Annotated in this window: 13 protein-coding genes; 11 read left to right on the forward strand and 2 right to left on the reverse strand. The window is 64.5% G+C overall.

All coding sequences use genetic code 11. The annotated features are described in order from the left end of the window. The first annotated feature begins 49 nt into the window (after positions 1-49). From BZG29_RS06175 to BZG29_RS06205, 7 genes are all read left to right on the forward strand, one after another. Positions 50-1,381 (forward strand): paraquat-inducible protein A, encoded by a 1,332-nt coding sequence (locus BZG29_RS06175; RefSeq protein ID WP_077400105.1) that lies wholly within the window; start codon positions 50-52, stop codon positions 1,379-1,381. After that, entirely contained in the window at positions 1,374-3,005 is a 1,632-nt protein-coding gene (locus BZG29_RS06180; protein ID WP_077400108.1) for an MlaD family protein, read from the forward strand. Before BZG29_RS06175 ends, BZG29_RS06180 begins: the two co-directional genes overlap by 8 nt. Beyond that, a complete protein-coding gene (locus BZG29_RS06185) occupies positions 3,002-3,598 on the forward strand; it encodes a membrane integrity-associated transporter subunit PqiC (protein WP_253192798.1) in 597 nt (198 codons plus the stop codon). Before BZG29_RS06180 ends, BZG29_RS06185 begins: the two co-directional genes overlap by 4 nt. 47 nt (positions 3,599-3,645) lie before the next feature. Next, positions 3,646-4,044 carry a DUF2946 domain-containing protein gene (locus tag BZG29_RS06190; protein WP_253192799.1) on the forward strand — a complete coding sequence of 133 codons (399 nt, stop codon included), beginning with the start codon at positions 3,646-3,648 and terminating at the stop codon, positions 4,042-4,044. A 77-nt stretch (positions 4,045-4,121) separates the two neighbouring features. After that, entirely contained in the window at positions 4,122-6,236 is a 2,115-nt protein-coding gene (locus tag BZG29_RS06195; RefSeq protein ID WP_253192800.1) for a TonB-dependent receptor, read from the forward strand. A gap of 8 nt (positions 6,237-6,244) precedes the next feature. Then, positions 6,245-7,594, forward strand: a complete 1,350-nt coding sequence (locus tag BZG29_RS06200; RefSeq protein WP_077408982.1) for a PepSY domain-containing protein — start codon at positions 6,245-6,247, stop codon at positions 7,592-7,594. Positions 7,595-7,650: 56 nt separating this feature from the next. Then, positions 7,651-8,043, forward strand: a complete 393-nt coding sequence (locus BZG29_RS06205; RefSeq protein WP_077400114.1) for a hypothetical protein — start codon at positions 7,651-7,653, stop codon at positions 8,041-8,043. Between the two features lie 3 nt (positions 8,044-8,046). Here the strand turns inward: BZG29_RS06205 and BZG29_RS06210 are convergent, their stop codons facing one another. Beyond that, entirely contained in the window at positions 8,047-8,961 is a 915-nt protein-coding gene (locus BZG29_RS06210) for a LysR family transcriptional regulator (RefSeq protein WP_077408983.1), read from the reverse strand. A 102-nt stretch (positions 8,962-9,063) separates the two neighbouring features. Between BZG29_RS06210 and BZG29_RS06215 the strand changes: the two genes are divergently transcribed. From BZG29_RS06215 to BZG29_RS06230, 4 genes are all read left to right on the forward strand, one after another. Continuing rightward, entirely contained in the window at positions 9,064-10,173 is a 1,110-nt protein-coding gene (locus tag BZG29_RS06215) for a muconate/chloromuconate family cycloisomerase (protein WP_077400117.1), read from the forward strand. A gap of 19 nt (positions 10,174-10,192) precedes the next feature. After that, positions 10,193-10,483, forward strand: coding sequence for a muconolactone Delta-isomerase (gene catC / locus BZG29_RS06220; RefSeq protein WP_077400120.1), 291 nt, complete (start codon positions 10,193-10,195; stop codon positions 10,481-10,483). Between the two features lie 24 nt (positions 10,484-10,507). Further along, positions 10,508-11,323 (forward strand): 3-oxoadipate enol-lactonase, encoded by an 816-nt coding sequence (gene pcaD, locus BZG29_RS06225; protein WP_077400122.1) that lies wholly within the window; start codon positions 10,508-10,510, stop codon positions 11,321-11,323. Between the two features lie 104 nt (positions 11,324-11,427). Beyond that, a complete protein-coding gene (locus BZG29_RS06230) occupies positions 11,428-12,831 on the forward strand; it encodes a sodium:solute symporter (RefSeq protein WP_077400125.1) in 1,404 nt (467 codons plus the stop codon). 13 nt (positions 12,832-12,844) lie between these two features. Here BZG29_RS06230 and BZG29_RS06235 read toward each other — a convergent pair whose 3' ends face one another. Further along, positions 12,845-14,239: a GntP family permease gene (locus BZG29_RS06235; protein ID WP_077400128.1), complete on the reverse strand. Its 1,395-nt coding sequence runs from the start codon at positions 14,237-14,239 to the stop codon at positions 12,845-12,847. Between the last annotated feature and the right edge of the window lie 22 nt (positions 14,240-14,261).

Here is a 14,261-nt window from a genome sequence, read left to right on the forward strand (position 1 = left end):
GGCATTGACATGGGATAGTCGCGCTTCGGGCGCCGGCAAACTTCACACTGTGCACCGATACGACCTGATTAGTTGTCATGACTGTGGCGTGCTGTACCGCAAACGTCCGCTGCGTCCCCGCGAAAAGGCGCGCTGCATTCGTTGCCGCTCGGTGCTGTATCGCGGCGCGCATGCGCGGGGCGCATCGGCCGAATTGACCAAGGTGGTGGCGCTCACTCTGGGTGCCGCTTTTGTCTTCCTGATCGCCCAGTTTTTCCCTATCGTCGAACTTGACGTCAATGGCCTCACTTCCAGCGCCACCTTGCTCGGTTCCATCCGCGTGCTGTGGTCCGAGCAGATGCACATCGTGGCGACGATGGTCTTCCTGTTTACCATCCTTTTTCCCGCCATCGAACTCGGTTCCCTGCTGTACGTGGCGCTGGGCTTGCGCAGCGGCGTCAAGGTGCCCGGCTTTAACCGCGTGTTGCGCGCCGTGCAGACGGCGCGTGAATGGGGCATGACGGAGGTGCTGATGATCGGCATCCTGATCACCGTCGTCAAGATGACCAGCCTGGCCACGGTGCTGCCGCAACCGGGGCTGTTCGCGTTTGGCGCGCTGACCCTGATGCTGGCCATCGTCGTTTCGTTTGACCCCAAGGCCCTGTGGAACCTGGGCGATGACCTGACCCGGCAAGCGCTGCCCGGCATCCGCTACAAGGCCTTCGCGCCCGGCGAGAATGTCGTGCCATGCCATGCCTGCGGCCTGGTGGCGCCGCCGCTGGGCAAGGGCAGGCACCTGGCTTGCGTGCGCTGCGGCACGGCCCTGCACGTACGCAAACCGGACAGCATCAACCGCACCTGGGCTTTGCTGATCGCCGCCATGATCCTCTACATTCCCGCCAACCTGCTGCCCGTGATGGTGACGCAATCGTTGTTCGGCGCGCAGGACGACACCATCATGAGCGGCGTGGTGCTGTTCTGGACCAGCGGCTCGAAAGGCCTGGCCATCATCATTTTCATTGCCAGCGTGGTCGTGCCGATGCTGAAGCTGGGCGTGCTGGCGCTGCTGGCATTCACCGCGCAGCGCCGTTCGCGCTGGCGGCCGCGCCAGCGCACCATTTTGTACCGCATGGTCGAATTCATCGGCCGCTGGTCCATGCTCGATATCTTTGTCGTCACCCTGACGGTGGCGCTGGTGCGCTTCAAGTCGCTGGCCGTGATCACGGCCGGTCCTGGCGCGCTGGCCTTTGGCGCCGTGGTGGTGCTGACCATGCTGGCGGCGATGCAGTTCGACCCGCGCCTGATCTGGGACCCCGTCGACGGGCAGGTGCATGGTGAGGAAGAGCCCGTGGTGCTGGCAAATACCGGAAACAATACAGTGATTGGAGAACAGCATGTCTGACAAAGAAGCAGGCGACCTTGCCGAAGCGGGCGGCCGTCCATTGCCGGAACCCGAGGTGGAACAGGGCAGCCGCTGGCTGCCGTCGCTGGTATGGCTCATCCCGTTGCTGGCCGCGCTGATCGGCGCCGGCCTGGCCGCCAAGTCCATCCTCGACCAGGGGCCCACGGTGACGGTCAGCTTCAAGAGCGCCGAAGGACTCGAGCCTGGCAAGACCAAGGTCAAATACAAGGATGTCGATATCGGCCAGGTGCGCGCCATCACCCTGGGCGACGACTTGAGCAAGGTACTCGTGACGATCGACATGAGCAAGGAGGCGCGCCGCTTCGCCACCGCCGATTCGCGCTTCTGGGTGGTGCGTCCGCAGATCGGCGCCAGCGGCGTGACGGGCCTGGGCACCTTGCTGTCGGGTGCCTACATCGGCGTCGACACGGGCAAGTCGGAAGCCAAAAAGGAGAATTTTATCGGCATGGAGAGTCCGCCCGCCGTGGCCGGTGACCAGAAGGGCAAGCTGTACACCCTGCATGCGGAAAGCCTCGGTTCCGTCGACGTGGGTTCGCCCCTGTTCTTCCACCGCCTGCGCGTGGGCAAGGTGGTCAGCTTTGCGCTGGACAAGGATGGCAACGGCATCACCATGTCCGTCTTTGTGAACGCGCCGTACGACCAGTTCGTCGGCAAGAATGCGCGCTGGTGGCATGCCAGCGGCGTCGATGTGCGCCTCGATTCGAACGGTTTCAAATTGAATACGCAATCGCTGGCGGCCATGCTGGTGGGCGGCATCGCCTTCGAAGCAGAAAATGGCCGCAAGCCCGACGAACCGGCGCCGGCCAATACCAATTTCCGCCTGGCGGCCGACGAGGCCAGTGCCATGCGCGAGCCCGATGGCCAGGCCATTACCACTGTGTTCTATTTCGACCAGTCGCTGCGCGGCTTGCAGCCTGGCGCCACGGTGGATTTCCGCGGCATCGTACTGGGCGAGGTGCGTTCGGTGGGCATCGAGTTCGATCCCGTGAAGAAGAACTTCCGCATGCCCGTCACCGTCAACCTGTACCCGGCCCGCCTGGGCATGCGCTTCAAGGCCGCCGTCGACGATGAGGAAGGCTCGGCCGGCCACCAGCTGCTCGAACGCATGGTCAGCCGTGGCTTGCGTGCCCAGCTACGCACGGGCAACCTGCTCACCAGCCAGCTGTACATCGCGCTGGACTTCTTCCCGAAAGCGCCGAAGGTGGCGCTGGACTTGAACAGGTATCCGCTGGAAGTGCCGACCGTGCCGAACACCCTCGATGAATTGCAGACGCAGATCGCCAGCATTGCCCGCAAGCTCGATCAGGTGCCTTATGCGGAGATCGGCAATAACCTGAACGCCACCATCAAGCAGGCCAATACCCTGTTCAGGCAGCTCGATGGCCAGGTGGTGCCGGAAATGCGCGATACCCTGACGGCGGCGAAACAGACCTTCGGCACCGCCGAACAGGTGCTGCAAAAGGATTCGCCACTGCAGTCGGACGTGCGCCAGGCCTTGCAGCAGCTGACGCAAACCCTGCAATCGCTGAACGCGCTGTCGGATTACCTGGAACGTCATCCCGAGTCCCTGATCCGCGGTAAAAAAGGAGATGAAAAAAAATGATGAAACCGATTTTTTCCGCGCTGCTGGCGGCCAGCCTGCTGGGCGCCTGCTCCACGCCCCAGCCCGAGCATTTCTATACGCTCAGCGGCGGCGCCGACGCGCAGCCGGCCAAACCCGTCAAATACTATGTCGAGGTGCTGGCCGTCAGCGTGCCGCAGCAGGTGAGCCGCAACCAGTTCGTCGTGACGGGGCCATCGGGGCGCATCGAACTGCTGGAGCAGCAGCGCTGGGCCGGGCCGCTGGCCGGCGAGATCGGCCAGGCCCTGTCGACGGCCGTGACGAACGACCTGGGCGCCATCGATGTGTTCCGCACGCCGCATCCGGACAACCTGCCCGTGTACCGCATCAGCACCAATGTGCAGCGTTTCGAGTCGGTGATGGGCCAGTATGCGCTGATCGATGCCGTGTGGAGCGTGCGCCAGCTGGCCAGCAGCAAGGTGGTCACTTGCCGCACGATAGCCAATGAAAAGGTGGGCGCCGGCTACGATGAACTGGTACTCGGTCACCGCCGCGCCGTGAACCGTATCGCCGCCGATGCGGCCAGCGTGGTGCGCGCTTTTGACAACGGCAACGCCGCCTGCCCGGCCGCCTGAGCCGCTTTCCGCTACCCAGTCCCGGCGGCCGCTGGTAAAATGCGGCCATGGGAATGACCTTGTTCACGCGCCGCTTTGCCGCCTGGATCGCCTGTTTCGCGATCCTGCTGGCGGCGCTCGCGCCGTCGATTTCCCAGGCCGTCGCCAACGCCAAGCAGGAGTCCGGCTCCGGCTGGGCGGAAATCTGTTCGGTGGCCGGTATCCGCTTCGTGCAGGTCGATGACGGCGCCGCCGACGAGAAATCCGGCGGCAAGGCCATGCAGATGGAGCACTGCGCCTTCTGTTCCACGCATGCGGGTTCCGTCGGCCTGCCGCCCGCCACCCCCGTGCTGCCGCTGCTTGTGGCCAGCGGCACGGCCATCTTCCCGGCCCTGTACTACCAGTCCCCATCCCCGCTGTTCATCTGGTCCACCGCGCAGTCGCGCGCGCCGCCCGGTCTCATTTAAGTTTTTGCATTTTCAATGCTGGCGCTGTCCACCTTGCGGTGTGACGCGCCGCATCCGCACACTTAAACGAAAATCACATGAACAAGACATTATTGGTGCTGGCGACTGCCATCGCCTTCGCTTACCCCTGCGCGCAGGCGCAGCAACTTGACCACGCCATCGACACCGTCGTCGTATCCGGCTCGCGAGCGCAATCGTGGCTGTCCGAGACGCCGCAGGCCATCGGTGCCGTCAATGCCAAAATGCTGGAACGCGACAAGCCCAAGACCATGGGCGATATCCTCAACCGCATCGCCGGCGTGTACTGGAATGACCTGGGCAACGAGCAGCACAGCATGAGCATCCGCCAGCCCATCGGCACGAATGCCGTCTACCAGTACCTGGAAGATGGCATTCCCATCCGCCCGCTGGGCGTCTTCAACCACAACTCGCTCAATGAAATGAACATGGCGGGCGCCAGCGGCGTGGAAGTGGTGAAGGGCGCCGCCTCCTCGCTGTACGGCAGCAATGCGGTGGGCGGCGCCGTCAATTTCCTCACGGCCGGCGCCAGCCCGACACCGACGGCAAGCGTGGGCGTGCGGCGCGATAATGTGGGCGGTTTCACCCGCTACGACACTTCCGCCAGCGATACCTGGGGGCCGCTGGGACTGCGCTTTTCCCATTACAGTTCGCGCCGTTCGCGCGACAATTGGCAAGAGTACAGCTATGGCGACAAGGATTCGTTCTCGCTGCGTGCCGACTATGCGCTCGGCCCCACCTCGCAGCTGCGCGCCACCCTCGTCCACACGGATCTCGATGCAGCCATGACGGGCAGCCTGTTCGAGAACGATTACCGCAGCAATCCAGGCAAGAGCCTGAACACCTTCACCTATCGCAAGGACAAGACCACGCGCATGAACCTGGCGTGGGAGGGCGCGACGACCGCCCATGGCACGAGCACCGTCACCGTGTTTACGCGCAAGAACGACCATGGGCAGCTTCCCGCGTATTCCATCGGCAGCTGCGCGGGTATGCTGTGCAAGGGCGTCATCAACAACAACCACGTCGATTCGCTGGGCCTGGACGTGAAACACCAGCAGGAATTCGCGTGGCTGCGTTCGCGCCTGATCGCCGGCATTTACGTGGACAAGAGCGACAATCCCTTTGTCAGCGATAACCTGTCCATCGTGCGCGATGCGGCCACGGGCCGCTACCTGCGCTACACGCTGGCCAATGCGTCCAACCCGCAGGGCGTGCGCGACTACCAGACGGACATTTTGAATACGGCCGTCTTCGCGCAATGGGAATTTTCTCCGCTGGCGGGCACGCGCGTGGTGCTGGGCGGCCGTTCGGACGCCATCCGCTACGACTACCATAACAAGCTGGCGCCCGGCGGCAGCGTCAATTACGGCGCGCCCGACGAGTCGCGCAGCTTTTCGCACGTGAGTCCGAAGCTGGGCGCCACCTACGCCATCGGCCATGCGGGCAGCGCGTATGCGAACGTCAGCCAGGGCTTCACGCCGCCGGAAGTGAGCCAGTTGTATGGCAAGACGGGCATCGCCGACTTGCGGCCGTCCGTCTACAACAACTATGAACTGGGCTTGCGCTGGGCCTTTTTGCAGGGCCGCCTGAAACTCGATACGGCCCTGTACCGGCTCGACGGGCGCGACACCATCGTCAGTTACACGCTTTCGCCGGGCAACAGCGAAAACCGCAATGCGGGACGCACGCGCAGCGAAGGGCTGGAGCTGGGCCTGAACTACGACAGCGGCCCGTTCGACGCGCGCTTCGCCACGGCCATCTCGCGTCACCGCTACCTGCGCTACCAGGTCTCCGCCAGCCTCGATTACAGCGGCCGTGATATGCCGCAGGCGCCGCGCGACATCACCTCGCTCGAGATCGGCTACAAGCCCGTGGCAGGCGCGCGTATCGCGCTCGAAGCCGTGCACCAGGGCCGCTACTGGATGAACAATGCCAACACGGTGGAGTACAAGGGCCACGCCTTGCTGAACCTGCGTGCCAGCTATCAGGTCGCGCGCGGACTGGAAGCATGGGCGCAGGTGCGCAACCTGGCCGATAAGCGCTATGCCGATTCGGCCAGCAGCAGCTATGCGGGCGTGGGCAGCTATGCGCCGAACAGCCAGAACCAGTACACGCCCGGTGCGCCGCGCAGCGTGATGCTGGGCCTGTCCTATACCTATAACGCACTGTGAGGATGGCCATGGACGATTTCACCTTTCTCATCGCGCGGCGCAAGAGCCTGTACTGGCGTATCCACTTCTGGGCTGCGCTGATCGCCTCGCCGTTTGCCCTGGTGGCCACTCTGACGGGTATTTTGTACGTGTTCACGCCGCAGATCGAGGCTAGGCTGTACCAGCATCTCGATCACGTGGCGCCGCAAGCGTCCATGCTGCCGCTGGACGCCGCCGTGGCGGCGGCGGAACGGGCCGCGCCGCGTGGCTGGGCGGTGCAGCACGTGGTGCCGCCGTTTCAGCAGGACGACGCGGTGCAGGTGGCGTTTGCGCCGCCCGGCGGCGCGCAGGATGAGCATGCGGGCCATGGCGGACATGCCGCGCCGGCCACGCCCGCCAGGCCGAAGTTCGGCCTGCCCGCGCAAGCCGTCATCATATATGTGAATCCGTATGACGCGCGCGTGCTGGGCAGCCTGGCCGGCAGCGAACGCTTCGGCAGCTGGGCGAAAAAGCTGCATTCGCGCCTGCTGCAAAACGATGGCTGGCGCTGGATGATCGAGCTGGCGGCCAGCTGGCTGATGGTGATGCTGGTGACGGGCGTGGTGCTGTGGTGGCCGCGCGGCGCCCAATCGGGCTTGCCGAAACGGGGCGCGCGGGGGCGCAATGGCTGGCGCCAGTGGCATGCTTTTCTCGGCGTGGCGCTCGGCATCGTCAGCGTGGTGATCCTGACGACAGGGCTGACGTGGAGCCAGCAGGCGGGCGGGCGCATCCGCGCGCTGCGCGATGCCAGCGGCCAGGCGCCGCCGCCCGCGCCGCGCGGCCTGCACTCAACGGAGGAGGGCGCTCCGCTCGACTGGCAGGATGCGTGGCGGGTGGCGCGCAGCCATGCGCCCGCCATCGCCGTGCAGCTAACGGCGCCGGCCAGCCAGGACGATGTGTGGCGTGCCACCATGGCCGACCGCAGCCAGCCCACCTTGCGCTTCGACCTGCAATTCGACGCCTATAGCGGCAAGCCTTTGTACTATGCGGGGTGGGAGGCGCAGACGGCGTTCGGCAAGGCGACGGCCATCGGCATCCCGTTCCACCGGGGCGAATTCGGCTGGTGGAACCAGGCGCTGTTGCTCGTGTTCGGCGCCAGCGTGCTGTTCTCGCTCGTGTCGGGCTGGGTGATGTTTTTCAAGCGACGCTTGCCTGGCTCGCTGGGCTTGCCCAAGCTGCTGCCCGGCGCCTGGACCTCGCCTTCCGCGCTTGCCTGGCTGGTGGCGGCCACCATGTGCGCGCTGATGCCGCTGCTGCTCGTTTCCGGCGGCCTGCTGATGCTGCTGGAGCTGGGCCTGGCAAAATGTGGGCCGCGTGCCGGCCGGATGTGGCTGCGCTAGAATGAGGGGCGCGGCCAGGCTCGTTGCCAAAGGCCGCCCCTTTGTCTTGGCTGAACATGATATTCATCGACTTTCCCGCCCTGTCCACGCTGGCCGCCGCGTCGGCCGCGGTTACCCAAAAATGCAGCTGCTGCGCCGTCCCGCTGGACGCCTGGCAGCGCCTTCCCACCTCGCTGGAGCTGGACCGCTTCGAAGAAATCGGCACCCTGCGCGAAGATCCGTACGAGGAACCGACGTTTGCCGAGTATCACCCGCACGGCACGCGCTACGACAGCGTCGATGCGCCCATCGCGCCGCGCTACTATCCCGCCAATCTGAGCCAGGTAGCCCGCTGCCTCAATTGCGGCCGCCACTACCTGCGCTACAACGAGGCGGGCGGCTATTTCACGGAACTGCGCATCCGCGCGCTGCGCCCGGCACTGCTGGCCGACGCGCCGCTATCTGCCTGAGGGCTACAGGCTTTCCTTGACGTGCGCGATGCCGTGTTCATCGTAGATCGAATACACGGCAGCGAGGAGGTTTTCCAGTTCCGGCGAGCGGTCCATATGCCGCATGCTGAATAAAATGGGCGAGAACGCATGCTTGTCGTCCAGCTTGCGGTACACGACGTTCCGGTGATGCATGGCTTGCACGCTTTCCGGCACGATGGAGATGCCCTGGCCGGCCGCCACCAGTCCCATGGAAATCTGCAGTTCGCGCACTTCCGTGACGGGGCCGGGCGTGACATTGCCTTCGCTGAACATGGCCAGCACCTGGTCGGCAAAGCTGGGGCGGGGCGCTTTCGGATACACGAGCAGGGTTTCATGCACCAGCTCCGTCAGGCGCAAGCCGCCTTCCCCCTTGGCCAGCCGGTGGCCGGGCGGCAGGGCCACCACCAGCCGCTCCTCGCGCAGCAGGATGCGGCGGATGCTGGGGTCTTCGCTTTTCAGGCGCCCGAAGCCCACGTCGATGCGGCCTTCCTTCAGGGCCTTGATTTGCTCCACCGTCGTCATTTCATGCAGGGTCACGTCGACCTCGGGATGCCGTTCGCAATAGCGGTGCACGATGTCGGGCAATTCGCCATACAGGGTCGAGGCGACGAAGCCGATCGACAGGGTGCGTTCCAGCTTGCCGATGCGTTGCGTCATCGCCTGCAGGTCGCGCACCTGGTCGAGCAGCGGGCGCGCGTGGGCCAGGAAAAACTCGCCCGCTTCCGTCAGCCGCAAGGGCCGCGAGCCTTTTTCGATCAGCGCCACGCCCAGGATTTCTTCCAGCTGCTGCATCTGCCGGCTCAGTGGCGGCTGCGCGATATGCAGGCGCGCGGCGGCCCGCGTGAAGTTCCTTTCCTCTGCCAGCGCCACGAAGTAGCGCAAGTGCCGTAATTCCATCTTCATACCTTTCAGGTATAGGTTTGATACCAATTCGGTGTTGGACGTGGGGGCGTTCGGGGAATATCGTGTCTCCACTCTACAGAATTATACGGAATAAATATGATTCAAAATATCGAGACCTACCTGGTCGATGTACCAACCATCCGTCCGCACAAGCTGTCCGTCGCCACCATGAATACGCAAACCCTGGTGCTGGTACGGCTGCGCTGCGCCGACGGCATCACGGGCTGGGGCGAGGCGACCACCATCGGCGGCTTGAGCTACGGCGGCGAAAGCCCGGAAAGCATCAAGACGAATATCGATACCTATATCGCGCCGCTGCTGGTCGGCATGGAAGCGAGCGCAGTGGCCAAGGCCATGGCCAGGGTGCGCAAGGTCATCCAGGGCAACCGCTTCGCCAAGTGCGCGATCGAGACGGCCCTGCTGGATGCGCAGGCGCGCCGCCTGAACGTGCCGCTGTCGGAATTGCTGGGCGGCCGCGTGCGCGATGCGCTGCCTGTGGCCTGGGTGCTGGCCAGCGGCGACACGGCGCGCGATATCGCCGAAGGGGAAAAAATGCTGGAACTGCGCCGGCATCGCATCTTCAAGCTGAAGATCGGCTTGCGCGACGTGATGGATGACGTGGCCCATGTGCTGGAAATCAAGCGGGCGCTGGGCGAGCGTGCCAGCGTGCGCGTCGACGTCAACCAGGCCTGGAGCGAGACGGACGCCGTGCGCGGCATTGCCGCGCTGGAAGCGGGCGGCATCGACCTGATCGAGCAGCCCGTCAAGGCGGGCAACCGCGCCGCGCTGGCGCGCCTGACGCAGCGCTTCGACGTGGCCATCATGGCTGACGAAGCCTTGCACGGCCCCGCCGATGCGCTGGCGCTGGCCCAGGCCGATGCGGCCGACGTGTATGCGGTGAAAATTACCCAGTCGGGCGGCTTGCTGCCGGCGCTGGAAGTGGCCACCGTGGCGCGCCTGGCCGGTGTCGGCCTGTACGGCGGCACCATGCTCGAAGGCGGCGTCGGCACGGCCGCCACGGCCCACGTCTGCTCGACCTTTGCCGAACTGGCCTGGGGCACGGAGCTGTTCGGGCCTTTGCTGCTGACGCAGGAAGTCTTGCGCGAACCGCTCGTGTACCGCGACTTCATGTTGCAGGTGCCGACGGGGCCGGGCCTGGGCGTCGAGATCGATATGGACAAACTACGCGCCATGCAGCGTCAATAAGTCAGTCAAAGGAAAAACCATGTTATTCCATGTACGCATGAACGTGAACCTGCCATTAAGCATGCCCGTCGAGCAGGCGGCGCAACTGAAACAGACGGAAAAGGAACTGGCGCAGCGCCTGCAGCACGAGGGCAAGTGGCGCCACCTGTGGCGCATCGCCGGCCAGTACGCCAACATCAGCGTTTTCGATGTAGACAGCGTGGACGAGTTGCACAACTTGCTCACCTCCTTGCCGCTGTTCCCCTACATGCAGGTCGACGTGATGCCGCTGTGCCGCCATCCATCGTCGGTGCGCGACGGCGATGCCTGACCCGCAGAGCAAAGGAGACATGCCATGAAACACACGGATACCGGAATTGTCGTGATCGCCTGGAACGGGGAAGATACGCTGCTGCATTACCGCACCGATGGCGAGCGCGGCAAGCCCTGCCTGGTATTGTCGAACTCCCTGGGCACGGACCTGTCCATGTGGGATCGCCAGGCGGCGGAACTGGCCAGCGACTTTTATGTCGTGCGCTACGATACGCGCGGCCATGGCCAGTCGGCCAGCGGCGGCGCGCCGTTCGGCATCGAGCGCCTGGGCCTGGACGTGGTGGCGCTGCTCGACCACCTGGATATCGCCCGTGCCGCGTTCTGCGGCATTTCCATGGGCGGCTTGACGGGCCAGTGGCTGGGCATTCACCAGCCGCAGCGTTTGACGAAGCTCGTGCTGGCGAATACTGCGGCGCGCATCGGCACGGCCGACACCTGGCTGGCGCGCGCGGAACAGGTGCGCCGCGACGGCATGGCCACGGTGGCCGACGGCGCCGCCGCGCGCTGGTTTACGCCAGCCTTCATCGCGCGTGAAGCGGCCACGGTGGCGCGCATGATCGCCACCTTGCGCGGGCAGGATGCCGAAGGCTACGCGGCCTGCTGCGCAGCGCTGGCGCAGGCGGACTTGCGCGCGCAGGCGGCCACGATTGCGGTGCCCACCCTGGTCATCGCCGGCGAGTACGATCCCGTCACCACGGTGGACGATGCGCACTGGCTGCAGCGGCAGATGGCGGGCGCACAGCTGGCCGAAGTGCCCGCGTCGCATTTGTCGAATGTCGAGGCGGCGCACGCATTCACGGCCCGGCTGCGCGCTTTTGTATCGTCGCCGGCAGGGTAAGATTTCGCTTTGCCCCTGAGCACCGTCGCCGGCAAGGCCGGCACGCGGCAGGGCAAGCTTTTTTGAAAAAATAATAAGAAAAAAAGCAAACTTGGAGTAGACAGATGGAAAACAGATTGATCATCATCGCGGCGGTCACGGTGGGCTATTTTGCCCTCATGTCGTACATTACGTATAGCGTGCGCAAGCATGCCAACAGCGCCGAGGGCATGACGGCGGGTGGACGCAATTATCCCGCCTACCTGATCGGCGCGCTGCTATTGTCGGAATTCATCGGCAGTTCCGTCAGCATCGGCACGGCCCAGAAGGGCTATGAACTGGGCATTTCCGCCGCCTGGAATCTGGTGGCGCTGTCGCTGGGCTTTTTGTTGCTGGCCATCGTGCTGGTGAAAAAATACAAAGAGAGCGGGCAGTCGACGATTTCCGGCATCCTGGCGCAGACGTACGGCGAACCCGTTCGCTATGCGGCATCCATCCTCACCATCGTCGCGCTGAGCATCGTTGCCGTGGCCCTGTATGCGAGCGGCGGCGCCGTGCTGGCGGCCGTGCTGCACATCAATAAAACCGTGGCCATTCTGCTGGTGGGCGCCATCACCGTGATTTATGTCAGCCTGGGCGGCATGCGCTCGGTGGTGTACACCAATTTCGCCCACTCCATCGTCAAATACCTGGGCGTGATCCTGGCGCTGGCGTATGCGCTGGAAGCAATCGGCGGCATCGGCGCATTGCAGGCGCAGCTGCCGGCCAAGATGTTCAATTGGGTCGAGATCGGCTGGGGCCAGATCATCGCCTGGATGATCGGCGGCATCGGTTCCATCTTCGCCACGCAATACGTGATCCAGGCTCTCGTCAGCACGGACAACCCGGCCGTGGCCAAGCGTGCCTGCTATTACGTGTCGTCCTTGATGATCCCGTTCGGCCTGATGGCCGCGCTGATCGGCATGTGCAGCGCCGTGCTGTATCCGGGCATGAAGTCGATCGACGCGTTTCCCACGCTGATCGCCCATATGCCGGCGTTTTCCGCCAGCATCATGATCGTCGGCCTGGCCGGCGCCCTGTTCGGCGGCATTTCCGCCACCACCCTGGCATCGGCCACCCTGGCCATGAAGGATTTTTATGATCCCTGGTACAACAAGGCGAAGAACGATGCAAAATCGCTGATGTTCCTGCGCATCGCCATCGTCGTGGCCGGTTTGCTGCCGCTGGTGCTGGCGCTGTATGCGGAAAAACTGCTGATGATCGCCTTCCTCGGCAAGGCATTGCGCGCCACCCTGGCCGTGCTGGTGCTGATGGCTTTCTATGCGCCGAAATTCGGCACGCCGCGCGGCGCCTTCGTCGGCGTGATCGTCTCGGTGATCGCCACCATCGGCTGGTTCCTGGCAGGAAATCCGTACGGCGTCGACAGTTCCTACCTGGCGCTGGCCGGCCCGCTGCTGACCATGGGCATCAGCCACCTGTTCAAGCCGGCGCAAGCGGTGGCCAAGCCGGCATCGTCGTCGCGGCTGTAGTTTGCCCCAACCCTCAGACCAGCCCCGTCAGGTAATAGAGGGCAATGACAAGGAACACGGCCACCGTCTTGATGACGGTGATGCCGAAAATGTCGCGGTAGGACTGGCGGTGCGTGAGGCCCGTGACGGCCAGCAGGGTGATCACGGCGCCATTGTGCGGCAAGGTATCCATGCCGCCGCTGGCCATGGCCACCACGCGGTGCATGACTTCCAGCGGAATATGCGCCTGTTGCGCGGCCTGGATAAAACTGTCCGACATGGCGGCCAGCGCGATGCTCATGCCGCCCGATGCCGAGCCCGTGATGCCGGCCAGGGTTGTGACGGACACGGCCGCGTTGACGAGCGGATCGGGCACGCTGCGCAAGGTGTTGCTGACGGCAAGAAAACCGGGCAAGGCGGCAATGACGCCGCCGAAACCGTATTCGGACGCCGTATTCATGGCCGCCAGCAAGGCGCCGCCCACGGCCGCCTTGGTGCCTTCGGCAAAGGCGGCGTGGATGCGCCCGAAAGCCGTTGCGCACACGAGCAAAATTCCCAGCAACAAGGCGCCTTCCACGGCCCAGATACCGGTCACGGAGGCGATCGCCGTGGTCACGGGCGCATGCAGCCCTGGCAACGCCTCGGCGGTGAGTGAGTAGCTGGCGCCGTACCAGTGGGGAATCAGCCGGGTCAGCGCAAAGTTGGCCACCCCCACCAGCACCAGGGGCGCTACCGACAGCAGCGGATGGGGCAGGTCGCCCACGTCGGCCTTGGCCTTTTCGGCCTCGGCCCCATAGCCTTCGCCCGTCGCCATGACGGAGCGGCGGCGCCATTCCAGGAAAGCCAGGCCCATGATCACCGTCAGCACGGCGCCGATGGTGCCCAGCCACGGCGCGGCCCAGCCGGTCGTATTGAAAAAGGTGGTGGGGATGATGTTCTGGATCTGCGGCGTGCCCGGTAACGTATCCATGGTGAACGAGAACGCGCCCAGGGCGATGGCGCCCGGCATCAGCCGCTTGGGGATATTGCTCTGGCGATACAGTTCGGCCGCAAACGGATACACGGCAAACACCACCACGAACAGCGACACGCCGCCATAGGTCAGCGCGGCGCACACGGCGACGATGACGGCATTCGCGCGCGCGCTGCCGATGTAGCGGATGGCCGCCATGACGATGGACTGGGAAAAGCCGGACAGCTCGATGAGTTTACCGAACACGGCGCCGAGCAAAAAGACGGGGAAATACAGCTTGATGAAGCCCACCATCTTTTCCATGAAGATGCCGCTGAAGACGGCCGGCACGGCCGATGGATCGGTCAGCAGCACGGCACCGAGCGCGGCGACGGGCGCAAACAGGATCACGCTATAGCCGCGGTAGGCGGCCAGCATCAGGAAGGCCAGTGCGGCCAGAACTATCAGGAAAGACATCGGTCAGGCCCTTGCGCGATGG

Origin of the sequence: Janthinobacterium sp. LM6 (assembly GCF_002002885.1) — a bacterium.
Lineage (GTDB): Bacteria > Pseudomonadota > Gammaproteobacteria > Burkholderiales > Burkholderiaceae_D > Janthinobacterium > Janthinobacterium kumbetense.

Coding starts and splice junctions, on each gene's coding strand:
- BZG29_RS06210 (WP_077408983.1), bottom strand. CDS start 8,961: ATGGAATTACGGCACTTGCGCTACTTCGTGGCGCTGGCAGAGGAAAGG.
- BZG29_RS06180 (WP_077400108.1), top strand. CDS start 1,374: ATGTCTGACAAAGAAGCAGGCGACCTTGCCGAAGCGGGCGGCCGTCCA.
- BZG29_RS06190 (WP_253192799.1), top strand. CDS start 3,646: ATGGGAATGACCTTGTTCACGCGCCGCTTTGCCGCCTGGATCGCCTGT.
- catC (WP_077400120.1), top strand. CDS start 10,193: ATGTTATTCCATGTACGCATGAACGTGAACCTGCCATTAAGCATGCCC.
- BZG29_RS06230 (WP_077400125.1), top strand. CDS start 11,428: ATGGAAAACAGATTGATCATCATCGCGGCGGTCACGGTGGGCTATTTT.
- BZG29_RS06185 (WP_253192798.1), top strand. CDS start 3,002: ATGATGAAACCGATTTTTTCCGCGCTGCTGGCGGCCAGCCTGCTGGGC.
- BZG29_RS06215 (WP_077400117.1), top strand. CDS start 9,064: ATGATTCAAAATATCGAGACCTACCTGGTCGATGTACCAACCATCCGT.
- BZG29_RS06235 (WP_077400128.1), bottom strand. CDS start 14,239: ATGTCTTTCCTGATAGTTCTGGCCGCACTGGCCTTCCTGATGCTGGCC.
- BZG29_RS06195 (WP_253192800.1), top strand. CDS start 4,122: ATGAACAAGACATTATTGGTGCTGGCGACTGCCATCGCCTTCGCTTAC.
- pcaD (WP_077400122.1), top strand. CDS start 10,508: ATGAAACACACGGATACCGGAATTGTCGTGATCGCCTGGAACGGGGAA.
- BZG29_RS06200 (WP_077408982.1), top strand. CDS start 6,245: ATGGACGATTTCACCTTTCTCATCGCGCGGCGCAAGAGCCTGTACTGG.
- BZG29_RS06205 (WP_077400114.1), top strand. CDS start 7,651: ATGATATTCATCGACTTTCCCGCCCTGTCCACGCTGGCCGCCGCGTCG.